The sequence below is a fragment of the Variovorax sp. GW460-12-1-14-LB1 genome (genome assembly GCF_059423605.1).
This window is the reverse complement of sequence record NZ_JBWKYF010000022.1, coordinates 25,856-41,337: the sequence shown is the minus strand read 5'-3', so window position 1 is coordinate 41,337 and position 15,482 is coordinate 25,856. Positions and strand designations below refer to the sequence as shown.

Annotated in this window: 15 protein-coding genes; 6 read left to right on the top strand and 9 right to left on the bottom strand. The window is 70.0% G+C overall.

The window, feature by feature from the left end:
* The first annotated feature begins 3 nt into the window (after positions 1–3).
* The gene (locus AC07Y4_RS13840; protein ID WP_495274696.1) at positions 4–1,548 is read left to right on the top strand and encodes an acyl-CoA synthetase; all 1,545 of its coding nucleotides are present in this window, start codon (positions 4–6) and stop codon (positions 1,546–1,548) included.
* A 1-nt stretch (position 1,549) separates the two neighbouring features.
* Here the strand turns inward: AC07Y4_RS13840 and AC07Y4_RS13835 are convergent, their stop codons facing one another.
* Complete coding sequence (locus AC07Y4_RS13835; protein WP_495274695.1) at positions 1,550–3,157, bottom strand: class I adenylate-forming enzyme family protein; 1,608 nt, start codon at positions 3,155–3,157, stop codon at positions 1,550–1,552.
* Between the two features lie 115 nt (positions 3,158–3,272).
* Positions 3,273–4,121 carry a hypothetical protein gene (locus AC07Y4_RS13830; protein WP_492684487.1) on the bottom strand — a complete coding sequence of 283 codons (849 nt, stop codon included), beginning with the start codon at positions 4,119–4,121 and terminating at the stop codon, positions 3,273–3,275.
* 186 nt (positions 4,122–4,307) lie between these two features.
* Between AC07Y4_RS13830 and AC07Y4_RS13825 the strand changes: the two genes are divergently transcribed.
* Positions 4,308–4,961 carry a DUF1345 domain-containing protein gene (locus AC07Y4_RS13825; protein WP_495274694.1) on the top strand — a complete coding sequence of 218 codons (654 nt, stop codon included), beginning with the start codon at positions 4,308–4,310 and terminating at the stop codon, positions 4,959–4,961.
* Between the two features lie 7 nt (positions 4,962–4,968).
* Here AC07Y4_RS13825 and AC07Y4_RS13820 read toward each other — a convergent pair whose 3' ends face one another.
* The 3 genes from AC07Y4_RS13820 to AC07Y4_RS13810 all read right to left on the bottom strand — a co-directional run bounded on the left by AC07Y4_RS13820 (position 4,969) and on the right by AC07Y4_RS13810 (position 8,106).
* Complete coding sequence (locus tag AC07Y4_RS13820; RefSeq protein WP_095746282.1) at positions 4,969–5,931, bottom strand: DMT family transporter; 963 nt, start codon at positions 5,929–5,931, stop codon at positions 4,969–4,971.
* Positions 5,932–6,007: 76 nt separating this feature from the next.
* Complete coding sequence (locus AC07Y4_RS13815) at positions 6,008–6,505, bottom strand: methylated-DNA--[protein]-cysteine S-methyltransferase (protein ID WP_495274693.1); 498 nt, start codon at positions 6,503–6,505, stop codon at positions 6,008–6,010.
* The gene (locus tag AC07Y4_RS13810) at positions 6,502–8,106 is read right to left on the bottom strand and encodes a DNA-3-methyladenine glycosylase 2 family protein (protein WP_495274692.1); all 1,605 of its coding nucleotides are present in this window, start codon (positions 8,104–8,106) and stop codon (positions 6,502–6,504) included. The genes AC07Y4_RS13815 and AC07Y4_RS13810 overlap by 4 nt, the downstream gene beginning before the upstream one ends.
* A 110-nt stretch (positions 8,107–8,216) precedes the next feature.
* Here AC07Y4_RS13810 and AC07Y4_RS13805 point away from each other — a divergent pair, with 110 nt between their 5' ends.
* The gene (locus AC07Y4_RS13805; protein WP_062469990.1) at positions 8,217–9,599 is read left to right on the top strand and encodes a phosphomannomutase/phosphoglucomutase; all 1,383 of its coding nucleotides are present in this window, start codon (positions 8,217–8,219) and stop codon (positions 9,597–9,599) included.
* A gap of 7 nt (positions 9,600–9,606) precedes the next feature.
* Positions 9,607–10,998 (top strand): 3-deoxy-D-manno-octulosonic acid transferase, encoded by a 1,392-nt coding sequence (locus tag AC07Y4_RS13800; protein ID WP_492736670.1) that lies wholly within the window; start codon positions 9,607–9,609, stop codon positions 10,996–10,998.
* 20 nt (positions 10,999–11,018) lie between these two features.
* On the opposite strand, the gene AC07Y4_RS13795 is transcribed toward AC07Y4_RS13800, so the two are convergent.
* The 4 genes from AC07Y4_RS13795 to AC07Y4_RS13780 form a co-directional block, all read right to left on the bottom strand.
* A complete protein-coding gene (locus AC07Y4_RS13795; RefSeq protein WP_495271758.1) occupies positions 11,019–12,548 on the bottom strand; it encodes a TolC family outer membrane protein in 1,530 nt (509 codons plus the stop codon).
* A 24-nt stretch (positions 12,549–12,572) separates the two neighbouring features.
* On the bottom strand, positions 12,573–12,926 hold the full coding sequence (locus AC07Y4_RS13790) for a rhodanese-like domain-containing protein (RefSeq protein WP_369646240.1): 354 nt from the start codon (positions 12,924–12,926) through the stop codon (positions 12,573–12,575).
* Positions 12,927–12,942: 16 nt separating this feature from the next.
* The gene (locus AC07Y4_RS13785) at positions 12,943–13,620 is read right to left on the bottom strand and encodes a protein-L-isoaspartate O-methyltransferase family protein (RefSeq protein WP_495274691.1); all 678 of its coding nucleotides are present in this window, start codon (positions 13,618–13,620) and stop codon (positions 12,943–12,945) included.
* Between the two features lie 94 nt (positions 13,621–13,714).
* Positions 13,715–14,392, bottom strand: coding sequence for a TetR/AcrR family transcriptional regulator (locus AC07Y4_RS13780; protein ID WP_495274690.1), 678 nt, complete (start codon positions 14,390–14,392; stop codon positions 13,715–13,717).
* Between the two features lie 103 nt (positions 14,393–14,495).
* Here AC07Y4_RS13780 and msrA point away from each other — a divergent pair, with 103 nt between their 5' ends.
* Both msrA and AC07Y4_RS13770 read left to right on the top strand, forming a co-directional pair.
* Positions 14,496–15,047 (top strand): peptide-methionine (S)-S-oxide reductase MsrA, encoded by a 552-nt coding sequence (msrA, locus tag AC07Y4_RS13775; RefSeq protein ID WP_354343797.1) that lies wholly within the window; start codon positions 14,496–14,498, stop codon positions 15,045–15,047.
* Between the two features lie 19 nt (positions 15,048–15,066).
* Positions 15,067–15,462 carry a hypothetical protein gene (locus AC07Y4_RS13770; RefSeq protein WP_254668041.1) on the top strand — a complete coding sequence of 132 codons (396 nt, stop codon included), beginning with the start codon at positions 15,067–15,069 and terminating at the stop codon, positions 15,460–15,462.
* The last annotated feature ends 20 nt before the right edge of the window (positions 15,463–15,482 follow it).

Here is a 15,482-nt window from a genome sequence, read left to right as displayed (position 1 = left end):
CGCATGCGCCTCGTCGACTACCTCGACAAAGGCGCCCAGCAGGGCGCCAATTCGCCGTGCCTCACCATGGGCGACGCCGACCTGAGCTACGGCCAGGTGCAACGCATCAGCTGGCGCGTGGCGCGCGGCCTGCAGCGCGCGGGCATCCAGCCCGGGGACAAGGTGGCGGTGCTCTCGAGCAACGACGCCCTGGCCTTCGCCACGGTGTTCGGCATCTCGCGCACCGGCGGCGTGTGGTGCCCGATCAACCCGCGCAACGAGGCCAGCGAGAACGCCTTCGTGCTCGACGCCTTCGACTGCGCCTGCCTCGTGTTCCACAGCAACTACGCGCCCATGGTCGAGCAGATGCGCGCGCAGCTGCCGAAACTGAAGGCGCTGGTGTGCCTCGACCAGCGGCAGGCCTTCGCGCCCGCCATGGACGAGTGGCTCGACGGGCTGGACGATGCGCCGATCGACATCGCACCGCCCGACGACGTGGCCATGATCGCCGGCACCGGCGGCACCACCGGCCAGCCCAAGGGCGTGATGCTCTCGGGCGGCAACCTGGAGGCCATGTCGGCGCTGACCCTCATGGGCTACCCGTTCGAGGGCCGGCCCGTGTACCTGGCGCTCGCGCCGCTCACGCACGCGGCCGGCGTGCTGTGCCTGCCCGTGATGGCGCTGGGCGGGCGCGTGGTCATCATGCCCAAGCCCGACCTGAGCGAGTTCCTCGCGCTCATCGAGCGCCGGCGCGTCACCCACACCTTCCTGCCGCCGACGCTGATCTACATGTTGCTGCAGCACCCCGAACTGGCGCAGACGAAGCGCGACTCGCTGCAGTGCTTCTGGTACGGTGCCGCGCCCATGTCGGCCGCGCGGCTCGAAGAAGCGCTCGACAAGATCGGCCCCGTCATGGCCCAGCTCTTCGGCCAGACCGAGGCGCCGATGATGGTCTCGATGATGCCGCCGCGCGACCACTTCAATGCCGACGGCTCGGTGGCGCGCCAGCGCCTGGCTTCGGCGGGGCGGCCCGGGCCGCTGGTGCAGGTCGGCATCATGAACGGCGAAGGTGCGCTATTACCCACAGGCGAGAGCGGCGAGATCGTGGTGCGCGGCTCGCTCGTGATGCGCGGCTACTACAAGGACCCGAAGGCCACGCAGGAGGCCTCGCGCCACGGCTGGCACCACACGGGCGACATCGGCTACCTCGACGGCGACGGCTTCCTGTACATCGTCGACCGCGCCAAGGACATGATCATCTCGGGCGGCTTCAACGTCTACTCCGCCGAGGTGGAGCAGGTGCTGATGCAGCACCCCGACGTGCAGGACAGCGCCGTCGTCGGCCTGCCCGACGAGAAGTGGGGCGAGCGCGTGGTGGCCGTGCTGCAGCTGCACGCGGGCCGCAGCGTGGACGCCGAGGCGATCAAGGCTTTCGTCAAGTCGCGCATCGGCAGCGTGAAGGCGCCCAAGCAGGTCGAGGTGTGGGCCGACCTGCCGCGCTCCAAGGTCGGCAAGGTGCTCAAGAAGGAAGTGCGGGCGTCGCTGCTGCAGAAACTGTCGTCATCCTGATTCAGTCGCGCTGGTAGTGCCCCTGGTGCGCCTGGCGCAGCTCGAACTTCTGGATCTTGCCCGTCGAGGTCATCGGCAGCGCGGGCAGGAAGACGATGTCCTTGGGCACCTCGAAGCCGCCGAGATGTTCCTTGCAGTGCGCCGTGAGCGTGGCCTCCGAGAACTCTGCCGGCGCATCGGGCCGGCGCGTGACGAAGGCCGTGATGGCCTCGCCCCAGCGCTCGTGCGGCAGGCCGACCACCGCTGCGTTGAGCACGCCCGGGTGGCGCAGCAGCACTTCCTCGACCTTGAGCGAGGGCACGTTCTCGCCACCCGACTTGACCATGTCCTTGAGCCGGTCGAGAAAGATCAGCTGCCCGTCGTCGTCCAGCTTGCCCAGGTCGCCCGAGTGGTGCCAGCCGAAGCGCTGCGCATGCGCCGTGGCCTGCGGGTCCTTGTAGTAGCCGAGCATCACGTTCGGTCCGCGAAAGACGATCTCGCCGACCTGGTTCGGCGCCAGCAGCTCGCCCTCGTCGTCCATCACCGCGACCTCGTTCACCAGCGTGCCCACGCCCCAGTACGAGCCGAAGCGCTCGCGCTGCTGGTGCGTCTCGAAGATGGTGGCGCCGGGGTACATCTCGGTCTGCCCCGAGGCCAGCGCGAAGTTCGGGCACAGCGCATCGAGCAGGCGCAGCAGCAGCGTGCGCGACATCGGCGCCATCGCATACACGCACAGCCGCAGGCTCGACAGGTCGCGCGATTCGCGCTGCGGGTGGGCCAGCAGCGCGCCGTACATCATGGGCAGCCCGACCGTCACCGTGATCCTGTGGCGCTCGATGGCGGCGAGCATCGCGCCGGGGTCGAAGCCGCGCAGGATGACGTTCGTGCCGCCCACCGCGAGCGCCGACATCAGCACCGTGTGCTGCCCGCAGTGAAACAGCGGCAGCACGTTGCTCCACACGTCGTGGTGCGCGGGGCCGCCGCCCCATTCGAGCATGTTGCTCTGGAGCACCGAGTGCACCGAGGCGTGCGAATGCATCACGCCCTTCTGCCGGCCGGTGGTGCCGCTGGTGTACATGATGAGCGCGAGCTGGTTGCTGTCGATGGCCACGTCGGGCAGCGTGGCGGGGCCCTGCGCGATGGCCTGCGCCACGGTGGGCACGCCGGGCGGCGGGGTGTCGCCGTCGAGCACGCACAGCAGCGGCGAGACGGCCGCGGTGTCGAGCAACTGGCGCAGTTCGGGTTTGGCGTGCAGCGCGGTGTCGATCACGAGGTGCCGCACCTCGGCATGTTCGAGGATGTAGCCGATGGCATCGACCGCGAGCGCCGTGTTGATCGGCACCCACACCAGCCCGGCCTTCTGGATGCCGAGCAGCGCGACCACCATCTCGATCGAGTTGTTGCACAGCATGCCCACGCGCTCGCCGCTTGCGAGGCCCAGGCCCAGCAGGTGGTGCGCGAAGCGGTTCGATGCGGCGTCGAGCTCGCGGTAGCTCATGCGGTGCTCGCCTTCGATGAGCGCGGTGCGCGCGCCGAAGCGCCGCGCGCTGCGGTGGATCACGTCGCCCAGCGCGATGCGGGCGATGCGTTGGAAGGAGGAGGGCGTGGGCTCGGTACGGGCGGCGGGCATGGGGGCGTGTCTCCGGTCGTTGGGGGTGTTCGATCGGAGCGCAGACTAAGACCGGCACCGCCTGCCGGTCTTGCGAAGAGTGGCTATGCGGCGCCGGCCGCCCGCCGGGGCCGCGTCAGAAGCGGGCCTTGAGGAAGGCCGAGGGCCCTTGCAGCCGCACCTTCAGGCGCGAATCGGCGAAGCCGCCCTCGCGCGTCAGGTCGATGTTGGTCACGCCATACGACAGCACCAGGCCCACGTTCTTCACCGGGAACCACTCCACGCCGGCTGCGGCGTTGTAGATGTTGCCGTGGAAGCGGCCGCTGCTTTTCCACACGCCCGAGGCGTCGGCGAACAACCGAAGGTCGGGCGTGATCGCGTGGCGCACGCCGACCTCGAGCAAGGGCGCGATGGCGTTGTCGCTCGAGCGCTCGCTGACCGAACGCACCTGTCCGTTCACGCCGACCAGCGCGCTGGCACCGAGCGTCGCGCGGTAGTAGGCCGCGCCGGCGCCCAGGCCGAAGACGGTGTTGCCCGAGCCGAGCCACCACTTGTAGGCGAGCTTGGCGAAGTCGAGCTGGGCGGAGAGGTTCGCGTTGCCGATGGCGCTCAGCGAGCCGAAGCTGCCGAACGAGGTGTTGCCCGCCACCTGTCCTTCGTAGTCGCGCTTGTAGCGGTAGTAGTCGAAAGACAGGCCCTGGCTGTCGCCGATCAGCACGTCGGCCGAGATGCGTGGCATGGTCACGCGGCCCGGCTTGAGCTCGTTCGAGCGCAGCACGCCGTAAGGGGTTTCGACCGAGGCGCTGAACTTGGGGTCGGCACTGAAGGCCCCCACCGAGAAGCTGAAACGGTCCAGCGCCGGCGAGGGCTCGGCCGCAGCAAAGGGCGCGAAGCAAAGAAGGTAAAGGGCGCCGGTTCCGGCCAGGGCGCCCAGGGCGCCGAATCTCGCGGTCCGGTCGAACGGACGCGAACGAAGCAACAGCATGAAAGAAATCCTTCGGGTGAAAGATGCCTCGGGCATGTGCATGGCGCGATGCCTCCGGGCTGAGGCTCCCTGAAACCGCATCACCTTAGTGACGGGGCACCGCGCTGCGCATGCGCCGTTGGCCGATGTGCCTGTAGGAAATTGCCGATCGCACGCCGATGCATGCCGCGGCGCTACAGTCCGCCCATGCGCGAACACCTTTCCACCACCACCGGTCCCCAGCGTCTTCTCTACGGGGCCGCGGCGGCCGTCGTGGTGGCGCTCGTGCCCTGGCCGATGGGCTTTACGGCGCGCGCGCTGGCCGGCTGGTGCGCGGGCGTGGCGGTGTACCAGGTGCTGAGCTGGTGGCTGGCCGAGACCTTCGATGCCCAGCGCACGCGCGAGCGCGCGCAGCAGCTGGACCAGCCCAACGTCGTGATCCTGGTGTCGATGCTGGTGGCGGTGGGCGTGAGCGTGGTCGCCATCGCGATGCTGCTGCAGCAGGTGCGCCAGCTCAGCGGCTGGGCGCGCGGCGCGCACGTGGCGCTGGGGCTGGTGGCGCTGGCGGGCTCGTGGCTCATGATGCACACGATCTACGCCTTCCACTACGCGCACCGCTACTACATCGACCGCAAGGACAGCGCCTCCGACGGCGGGCTCGACTTCCCGGGCAAGGAGGCGCCCGACTACTTCGACTTCATGTACTACGCCTACGTGATCGGCATGACCTCGCAGGTGTCCGACGTGCAGGCGACCTCGCACGAGATGCGGCGCATCACGCTGGTCCACAGCGTGCTTGCCTTCGCCTTCAACATGCTGGTGCTGGCCCTGTCGGTGAACGTGGTCGCAGGCGTGGTCTGAAGAAAACTCAGCCCGCGGCCTTGCGCAGCGACGGCAGCTTGACGATGCCGGTCGACAGCGCCACGCCGCACACGATCACGAAGGCGCAGATCAGCATCCACTGCGTGATCTGCTCGCCCAGGAACACGGCGCCGTAAAACAGCGCGAACACCGGCACGAGGAAGGTCACGGTGAGCGCGCGGGCCGGGCCGGCGCGTTCGATGAGCCGGAAGAACAGGATGTAGGCCACGCCCGTGCAGGCGATGCCCAGGGCCAGCAGCGCCAGCCACGCGCGCAGGCTGGGCATCTGCGCGGGCCAGAGCCAGATCGCGGGCAGCGCGAGGAACAGGCTGGCGCCGATCTGGCTGCCGGTGGCCGTGGTCAGCGCGGGCACGCCCGACAGGTGGCGCCGCGTGGCGCTGGCCGAGATGCCGTAGCAGAGGCACGCCGCGAGGCAGGCCAGCACGGCCCACAGCGCGGCGTGGTTGCTGGCGCCGGCATGCAGGCCGGCGCTGCGGCTGGCGAGCATCGCGACGCCCGCGAAACCGATCACCAGGCCGACGAGGCGCGAGCCGTTCGGCCGCTCGCGGAACCAGGCCCAGGCCACCAGCGCGCCGAACATTGGCGTGGTGGCGTTGAGCACGGCCGCCAGGCCGGTGTTGATGGTCAGCAGCGCGAAGCAGAACAGCGCGAAGGGCATGCCCGAGTTGAAGATGCCGACCGTGAGGCTGGCCTTCCAGTGCTTCGCGATGGACGGCCCCTGGCCGCGCAGCAGCGCGATCGGCAGCAGGAACAGCGCCGCGATGACCACGCGCACGGCGGCCGTCGGCAGCGCGCCGAACTCCGCCGCGCCGATGCGCATGAACAGGAAAGAGGCGCCCCACAGCGCGCCCAGCAGCACGAGGTCGATGAGCCACGCCTTCGGTGCGAGCGCGGCGGGAGCGGGCGAAGGCGAGGGAGCGACGGTGGTGTTGTTGTTCGTTGTGGTCATGCGTCTCTTTGGGGATTGGCGCGGCGCCACATCGAGGGCATGTGGCGCTGCGCCATGGGCGGTGTTTTCTTCTGTCTTACTTGCCGGTCTCGAGTTCGAGCAAGGCGGTCTTGCGATCGAGCCCGCCAGCGTAACCGGTCAGCGAGCCGTCTGCACCCAGCACGCGGTGGCAGGGCACGATCACGCTGATCGGGTTGCGCCCGACCGCTGCGCCCACCGCGCGCACCGCGGCCGGGTTGCCCACGCGCTGGCTCAGCGCGCCGTAGGTCGTGGTCTCGCCCGCCGGGATGGCCAGCAGCGCCTGCCACACGCCCTGCTGGAAGGCGGTGCCGTGCGACAGGTCGAGCTGCATGTCGAAGTGGCTGCGGCGGCCCGCGAAGTAGTCGCGCAGCTGCGCAGCGGCCTCGACCAGCGCGGGGTGGTCGTCCTTGGTCTGCCAGCCCGTGGTGTCGGGCCAGTGGCGCTGGTGGTCGAACCAGACGCCGGCCAGGCCCTGGTCGGTGGCGGCCATCGTGACGCCGCCCAGCGGCGTGTCGGTGTGCGAGGTGTAGATGACGGTGCGCTTGAATTTCATGGTCTTTCAGGCACAGGGCCTGCCGTTGCGAGGTCGGAAGAAGTGGCGCTCGGCGCGGCGGCCGGTGCCGGTTCGGAGGGCGCGGGCGGCGTGTGCCAGGCCCGCAGCACCGCGTAGCCGCGCCAGGGGCGCCAGGCCTGCGAGGCCTCGCCCGCGGCGCGCGCGGTGGTCACGCCCAGCGCCTTCTGCAGGGCCACGTCGCCGGCGGGAAAGGCGTCGGGCCAGCGCAGCGCGCGCATCGCGATGTACTGCGCGGTCCAGGCGCCGATGCCGGGCAGTTCCTGCAGCGCCGCCAGGGTGGAGGGCACGTCGGCGCCCGCATGCAGCGCCAGCCGGCCCGAGGCCACTTCGCGCGCGATGGCCTGCAGCGCGGCCTGCCGCTGGCGCACGATGCCCAGCTGCCCGAGCGCATCGCCACTGGCCGTTGCCAGTGCGGCGGGCGTGGGGAAGAGGCGCGTCAGGCCGTCGATGGGCGTGTCGATCGCGTCGCCGAAAGCCTCGACCAGCCGCGAGCCCAGCGTGCGTGCCGCCGCCACGGTGATCTGCTGGCCCAGCACCGCGCGCACCGCGAGCTCGAAGCCGTCGACCGTGCCCGGCACGCGCAGCCCGTCGCCGTGCGGGAAGGCGGCGTGCAGGGCTGCGTTGATGGCCATCGGCTCCGCGTCGAGGTCGAACAGGGCGCGTGCACGGCTGATCACGATCGGCAGCACCGCGGCCAGCGAATCGCTCACGGCCAACAGCACCTGCTCGCGTTCGAGGTCGAAGCGCAGCTGCAGCCAGCCGGCATGGGCCTGCCCGCCCTGCTGCACGCGCAGGGTGCGCGCCAGCCGCACGTAGGTCGGCGTGCTGCCCTTGGCGGGCTCCTTGCCGTCGGCGGTGTGCACGGTCTCGACGCCGCGCAGCGCGCGCCGTGCGAAGAAGCCGAGCATGGCGTTGGCGTCGTAGGGCGGGCGAAAGCCCAGCCGCACTTCGATGGCCTTGCCTTCTCCGCCCTCGGTGCCGCCCGCGCGGCGCAGCGCGCTCGGGTTGAGCCCGTAGTGCTCCACGAAGGCCGCGTTGAAGCGCCGTACGCTCGCGAAGCCGCTGGCCAGCGCCACCTGCGTCATCGGCAGGCGCGTGTCGGCGATCAGTTGCTTGGCGGCCAGCAGACGGCGCGTCTGCAGGTACTGCAGCGGCGACACGCCGAACTGCGCCTCGAAGATGCGCCGCAGGTGGCGGTCGCTCACGCCCAGGCGCGCCGCGATCTGCGCCGCGCCGGGGCCTCCCTCGGACCAGGCATCGGGCTCGTCGATCAAGCGCGCCGCCTGCAAGGCGAGGATGCGCGAGGCATCTTCGGTCGACCAGCTGGCTGCGCGCGGTGCCAGCTCGGGCCGGCAGCGCAGGCAGGGGCGAAAGCCTGCTGCCTCGGCCTGGGCCGCGTGGCGGAAGAAGCGGCAGTTCTCGCGCCGCGGCAGCTTCACGCGGCACACCGGCCGGCAGTAGATGCCGGTGGAGGTCACGGCCGTGAAGAACGAGCCGTCGAAGCGCGCGTCGTGCGTCTTCATCGCCAGGTAGCAGGCGTCGCTCTCGAGCACTTCGGAGGGGGCGTGGGCGGTAGACATGGGGAAATGATACGGTTTCGACTCGTTTCAACTGGCCGTTTTCGGACATCGATGTCTACAACGCGTTGCCTACAATGCCCGACTCCGAACCAACAGTGACCCCGCCCTTCATGCAGCTCAGCGCATCGATCTTCAAGGCCTATGACATCCGCGGCGTCGTGCCCCTCAGTCTCGATGTCGAAGTGGCCGAGGCGTTGGGCCGTGCCTTCGGCAGCGCAGCGCGTGCGGCCGGCGAGACCGCGGTGGCCGTGGGGCGCGACGGCCGCCTGTCGGGCCCGGCGCTGGTGGACGCGCTGATCGACGGCCTGGTCGCCACCGGCGTCGAGGTGATCGACATCGGCGCGGTCACGACCCCGATGCTGTACTTCGCGGCCCACACGCTGTGCACCAGCGGCATCCAGGTCACGGGCAGCCACAACCCGAAGGACTACAACGGCTTCAAGATGGTGCTGGCCGGCCGCGCGATCTACGGCGACGAGATCCAGGGCCTGCGCAAGACCATGGAAGACGGCAGCGCCACGCTGGCGCCCGGCGGCAGCGTGCGCAAGGTCGACGTGACCGACGCCTACGTGCAGCGCATCGTGGGCGACATCAAGCTCGCCCGCCCCATGAAGATCGTGGTCGATTCGGGCAACGGCATCGCGGGCGCGACCGCGCCGGCCATCTTCCGCGCCATCGGCTGCGACGTGGTCGAGCTGTTCAGCGAGGTCGACGGCAACTTCCCCAACCACCACCCTGATCCGAGCAAGCCCGACAACCTCCGGGACCTGATGGCCGAACTGGCCAAGGGCCAGGCCGAGTTGGGCCTGGCCTTCGACGGCGACGGCGACCGGCTGGGCATCGTCACCAAGGACGGCCAGAACATCTTCCCCGACCGCCAGATGCAGCTCTTTGCGCAGGACGTGCTCTCGCGCGTGCCCGGCGGCACCATCGTCTACGACGTGAAGTGCTCGCAGCGCCTGGCGCCGGCCATCGAGGCCGCGGGCGGCACGCCGATGATCTACAAGACCGGCCACTCGCTCATCAAGGCGAAGATGAAGGAAATCGATTCGCCGCTGGGCGGCGAGATGAGCGGCCACATCTTCTTCAAGGAGCGCTGGTACGGCTTCGACGACGGCACCTACGCCGGCTGCCGCCTGCTCGAGATCCTGAGCAAGCACCCGGACGCGAACGCCGTGCTGAATGCGCTGCCCACCAGCTTCTCGACCCCCGAACTGAACGTCGCCTGCGCCGAAGGCGAGCCGCACGCGCTGGTCGCCCAACTCGTGCAGAACGCGCGCTTCGACGCGCCCGCCCAGGTCTCGACCATCGACGGCCTGCGCGTGGACTGGCCCGATGGATTCGGGCTGATCCGCGCTTCCAATACCACCCCCGTGCTGGTGCTGCGCTTCGAAGGCCAGACCGAGGCGGCGCTCCAACGCATCGAGACCGAGATGCTTGCGGTGCTGCGAACGGTCAAGCCCGACGCCACGCTGGCCGCTGCTGCCCACTGAAGAACCTGTGCGTTCCCTGCTGCTTCGCCTCTACGGCGTCTTCACCACCGCCGTCCAACCGCTGGTCCGCCGCAAGCTGCGCCGCCGCGCCATCGCCGAGCCCGGCTATGCCGTGGCCGTCGAGGAGCGCTTCGGCCACTACGACGACGCCACCACCGGCTTTGCCCAGTGCTGGGTGCATGCCGTCTCGCTGGGCGAGACGCGCGCCGCCGCCATCCTGATCGCCGAGCTGCGGCGCCAGTACCCGGGCATTCCGATCCTGCTCACGCACGGCACCGCCACGGGCCGCGAAGAGGGCGCCAAGCTGCTCGAGCCGGGCGACACGCAGGTCTGGCAACCGTGGGACACGCCGGGCGCCGTCGCCCGCTTTCTCGACCGCTTCCAGCCGCGCATCGGCGTGCTGATGGAAACCGAGGTCTGGCCCGAGATGGCCGCCGCCTGCGCCGAGCGCCGCATTCCGCTGGTGCTGGCCAATGCGCGGCTCAACGAGAAATCGCGCGCCGCGGCCGAACGGCTCAGCGGGCTGGCGCGGCCGGCGTACTCGGCGCTCGCCGCCGTCTGGGCGCAGACCGAAGCCGATGCGCACCGGCTGGTGTCGCTGGGCGCCAAGGTGGCCGGGATCTACGGCAACCTCAAGTTCGACGCCACGCCCGACGCGCGGCAACTGGCCACGGCCGTGTCGCTGCGGGAGCACCTGCCGCGTCCGATGGTCGTGCTGGCCAGCTCGCGCGACGGCGAAGAACGCCTGCTGCTCGAGGTGCTCAAGCGCTTCGGCGCCACCTCGCCGGTGCCGCCCGAGCAGGGCGCGATCCGCTCGATCGCCAAGCGCGTGCACGACGTGCAATGGATGATCGTGCCGCGCCATCCGCAGCGTTTCGACGAGGTGGCGGCGCTCATCGAGGCCGAAGGCTTCGCGGTGGCGCGCCGCAGCGCGGCCGGCCAGCCGGCCGAGGCCGAGATCTGGCTCGGCGATTCGCTGGGCGAGATGGCGCTGTACTACGGCCTGGCCGACGTGGCCTTGCTCGGCGGCAGCTTCGAGCCGCTGGGCGGGCAGAACCTCATCGAGCCTGCGGCCTGCGGCTGCCCGGTGGTCATGGGCCCTTCGACCTTCAACTTCGCCGAGGCGGCGCAGCTGTCGCTCGCGGCGGGCGCGTCGCTGCGCGTCGAGGGCATGGAGCAGGCCGTGACGGCCGCGCTCAAGCTGGTCGAGAACCCCGAGCGCCGCGCTGCGATGGCGCAGGCTGCGCTGGCCTTCTCGTCGTCGAACCGTGGCGCGGCCGAACGCACGGCGGCGGCGGTGCTGGCGATTGCGCAGGCGGCAGAGCCGGTGACGACACCTGTGGCCGGCGACGACAGCGCGCCGCCCGAAGCGGCGCGGGCCGAACCCACGCTGGATTGATGGCGTGACCCGTTGCCGGGTCAGCGCACCGGCGGGTTCAGGATCACCGGCGGCGGCGGTGCCGACGGCATCGTCGGCGCAGGCGGGTTGAACGGCTGCACCGGCACCGGCGGCACCACTGGAATGGCCGGCGGCGTCACGGGCACCACGGGCGCGCCCGTCGTCGCGGCAGGCACTGCAGGCGTGCTGCCATTGCGCGCCAGCGTCGCGTTGATCGCGTTCATGTCGTCGGTCGTCAGCGTGCCATTGGCCTGGCGCAGCTTCAGGTTGCCCAGCAGCACGTTGTAGCGCGCCTGCGCGAGGTCGCGCTTGGTCTGGAACAGCTGGCTCTGCGAGTTGAGCACGTCGATGTTGATGCGCACGCCCACCTGGTAGCCCAGCTTGTTGGCGTCGAGCGCGCTCTGGCTGGAGGATTCGGCGGCTTCGAGCGCCTTCACCTGGCCGGCGCCCGACACCAGCCCGAGGTAGGCCGCGCGCGTGGCCTGCGCCACGCTGCGGCGCGTGCCCTCGAGCACGCTGCGCGATTGGTCTTCGAGCGCCAGCGTTTCCTTGATGCGGTTCTCGGTGGCAAAGCCCGCGAACAGCGGCAGGTTGAAGGTGACGCCGACCGTGGCGGCGTTGACGCGCGTGCCCACGGTGCTGGTGCTGGTGCCGGTCGGGTTGCGCGTGACGTTGTAGCCCAGGTTGGCGTCCAGCGTGGGCTTGTGGCCGGCCTGCGCCTTCTGCACTTCGAGCCCGGCCACGTCCAGGCCCAGGCGCGCCTGGCGGATCGCCGGATGCACCTCGTCGGCCTGCGCCACCCAGGCGTTGATGTCGGCGGGCTGCGCGGTCGGCAGCACGACCGGCGCGGCCAGCGGCACGGGCACGCTGCCCGGGCGGCCGACCAGCTGGTCGAGCACCACCTTCTTGACCTGCAGGTCGTTCTCGGCGGCGATTTCCTGGGCGATCACGAGGTCGTAGCGGGCCTGGGCCTCGCGCGAGTCGGTGATGGTGGAGGTGCCGACCTCGAAATTGCGCTTGGCCGATGCCAGCTGCTCGGCCACGGCCACCTTCTGCGCGCGCACCAGGGCCAGGCTGTCCTGGCTGGCGAGCACGTCGAAGTAGGCCTGGCTCACGCGCACGATCAGGTCCTGCTCGGCGATGGTGAGCACCGCCTGCGCCACTTCGGCCTGGCGCTTGCCCTGCTCGTAGGTGGCCCAGTTGGCGGGGCGGTACAGCGGCTGCGTGGCATTGATGCCGACGTTCTGCGTGGTGAAGTCGCGCGAGGCGCTGGTGCCGCGGCCGGTGCCGGTCAGGGTGTCGATGTCCAGGTTGCTGCGGTTCACGCCCGCGGTGAGCCCGACGGCCGGCAGGATGCCGGCCTTGGCCTGCGCGGCGCGCGCCAGGTTGGCCTCGTACTGGGCGCGGGCGCCCTGGTAGGTGGCATCGAAGCCGCGCGCGGAATCGTAGAGTTCGTTCAGTGTCTGGCCCTGGGCCGGCAGTGCGAGCAGGCTCGCAATGGCGCTTGCGAGGGCTGCGGAAAGAGGCAGAAGCCGGGGCCTGGGAGGCATTGAACGTCCTTGGGAGGGAAAGAATCAGTAGCGCGGCACGTTCGGGTCGTGCTGCGCGGACCAGGCGTCGATGCCCCCCGCCACGTTGGCGAGCGAGTCAAAGCCGTTCTGGTGCAGAAAAGCGGCCACGCGCTGGCTGCGGGCGCCGTGGTGGCACAGGCAGGCGATGCGGGGCGCGGGCTGTCCGTCGCCGGCGGCGAGTTCGGCCAGCCGGCCGGGGATCTCGTTCATCGGGATCGCGACCAGCGTGAAGCCCTGCGGCGCGACGCTCGCCGTCTGCAGCTCCCAGGGCTCGCGCACGTCGAGCAGCACGGGGGCGGCGTCGGCGTCCTGTGCGAACCAGGCGGCCAGGTCGGCGGGGCGGACTTGATCGATCATTCGGTGGGCCGCTCGATCAGAACGCGAAGCGCGAAGGCTCGGGGAAGTTCAGCAGGCGCGGCGCCACGGTGTCCCAGGGCTGGATCGTTTCCCACTTGCTTTCGCTGGTGCGGGTCACGAAATGGGCGCGCATCATGGGCTCGTCGCCGACGATGGCCGACAGGCGGCCGCCGACCTTGAGCGAGCCGAGCAGGTTCTGCGGAATGCGCGCGACCGAGCCGCTGAGCACGATCACGTCGAAGCTCGGACCGCTGGTCAGGGGCACGGCGCCGTCGGCGTGCCGCACTTCCACGTTGGTCACGCCGTTTTGGCGCAGCGTGTCGGCGGCGCGGGCGGCCAGCACGGGGTTGATTTCGAGCGACAGCACCTGGGCGGCGCGGGCGCCGAGCAGGGCGGCCATGAAGCCGGAACCGGTGCCGATCTCGAGCACCGATTCGTGCTTCTGGATGTGCAGGTCCTGCAGGGTGCGGGCCTCGACCTTGGGCGACAGCATGAATTCGCCGGGCACCGAGCCGTCGAGCAGCGGCAGTTCCATGTCGAAGAAGGACAGCGTGCGGTGCGCGTCGGGCACGTAGTCTTCGCGGTGAATCTCGGCCAGCAGCTCGAGGATGTCCGACTCCAGCACGTCCCAGGGACGGATCTGCTGTTCGATCATGTTGAAGCGCAAGCGCTCGAGGGTGGGCGTGGGGTTCATGGCGTGGCTTTCCTTGAAGGCTCTGGACGGGACAAACCTTCAATTTTAGGTCGCGCCGATGACGCCACCGCGCCAGTCGGCCATCCGGCGGGCGTCATGCGGGGCTCCCGGGGCGCACGCACAGGCCGTGAAGCACGGTTTCGCACTGGGTGGCGATGAATTTTTCGGGGTCGAGCGTGCTCACGCCGTCGACGCAGACCATGGCCGAATGCTTCCAGAGCATGAGGAACACCATGGGCGCGACCACCGAGTAGATGGCGTGGTCGATGTCCATTTGCACGAACTCGCCGCGGTCGATGCCGCGCTGCAGGATGCGGCGCAGCAGGTCGTGGCCGGGGCGCACCACCTGCTGGCGGTAGAACTCCGCCAGCTCGGGGAAATTGCCGCCTTCGCTCATCATCAGCTTGGTCAGGCCCGAGGCCTTGGTCAGGCCGACGCGCTCCCACCAGACGTTCATGCAGTAGCGCAGCATCTCGGCCGTCGTGCCCTCGAAGGCCTCGAATTCGGCGTTCCACTCTGTGAAACGGCCGCCGAGGTTTTCGATCACCACCGCCTTGAACAGCTCTTCCTTGCTCGGAAAGTAAAGAAAGAGGGTGCCCTTGGACACGCCGGCGCGGGCCGCCACTTCTTCCGAGCGGGTGGCGGCAAAGCCCTTTTCGACGAACAGGTCGAGCGCCGCCGCCAGCAGCTCGCCCGGACGCGCCTCCTTGCGCCGCTCGCGCTTGGACGGCAGCGGGCAGAACTTGTCGACGAGGGAGCGGGGGGGGGCCATGGTGTTAATGACTGACGGGTTAGTAATGTAGTGACCGGCATCCGGCCCGTCAAGCCGCGACAATACCGGTCCCCGCTTTTTCCAACCCACCCGGAGCCGCGCCATGTCTTCCTCACCGTCGCCCACCGAAACCATCGTGCTCGGCGGAGGCTGCTTCTGGTGCACCGAGGCGGTGTTCGACCGGGTGCAGGGCGTGCTGGACGTCGAATCGGGCTACAGCAACGGCCAAACGGTGAACCCGAGCTACGAGCAGATCTGCACCGGCCGCACCGGTCATGCCGAGGTCGTGAAGCTCGAATTCGACCCGGCGCAGATCAGCCTGCGCGAGCTGCTCGAGATCTTCTTCGTGGTGCACGACCCCACCACGCTCAACCGCCAGGGCAACGACGTCGGCACCCAGTACCGCAGCGGCATCTACACCACGAGCGACGCCCAGAAAGAGGTCGCCGACGCTGTCATCCGCGAGATCGAGGCCAGCAAGACCTACAGCTCGCCCGTGGTGACCGAAGTGGCGCCGCTGGCCAACTACTCGACCGCCGAGGCCTACCACCAGGACTACTTCCTGAACCACCCGAACCAGGGCTACTGCGCGTTCGTGGTCGGCCCGAAGGTCGAGAAGTTCCAGAAGACCTTCGCCTCGCGCGTCAAGGCCTGAGTCTCTTCTTTCACGCCCCGTGTCCGCCACCCTGCGCCAGACCCCGACCCGCATGACGCGCGCCACCCGCGCGCTCGTCGTCGCGCTGGCGTTCGCGCTCTGGTTCGCCGGCACGATGGGGCTGATGCACCGTTCGCTGCACGTGCCGGGCCTGCCCGCCGCCGCTGCGGCGGCGCAGGCACAGGCCGCGCACCGGCACGACAGCGGCCACACGCTGGCCAGCCTGTTCGGCGTGCACGACGACGCCGACTGCCGCCTGTACGACCAGCTGGCGCACGGCACGGGCGTGCCCGGCGTGCCGCTGGTGGTGCTGCCGATGCTGCTGCCGGCGGCCACGTTCGCTTATCTGCAGGGCGAAGCCATCGCCCGCTGGGTCGCGCTCTTCGACGCGCGCGGCCCGCCGTCCACTCGCTGAATCCCCCGTGTTCCGGTTGC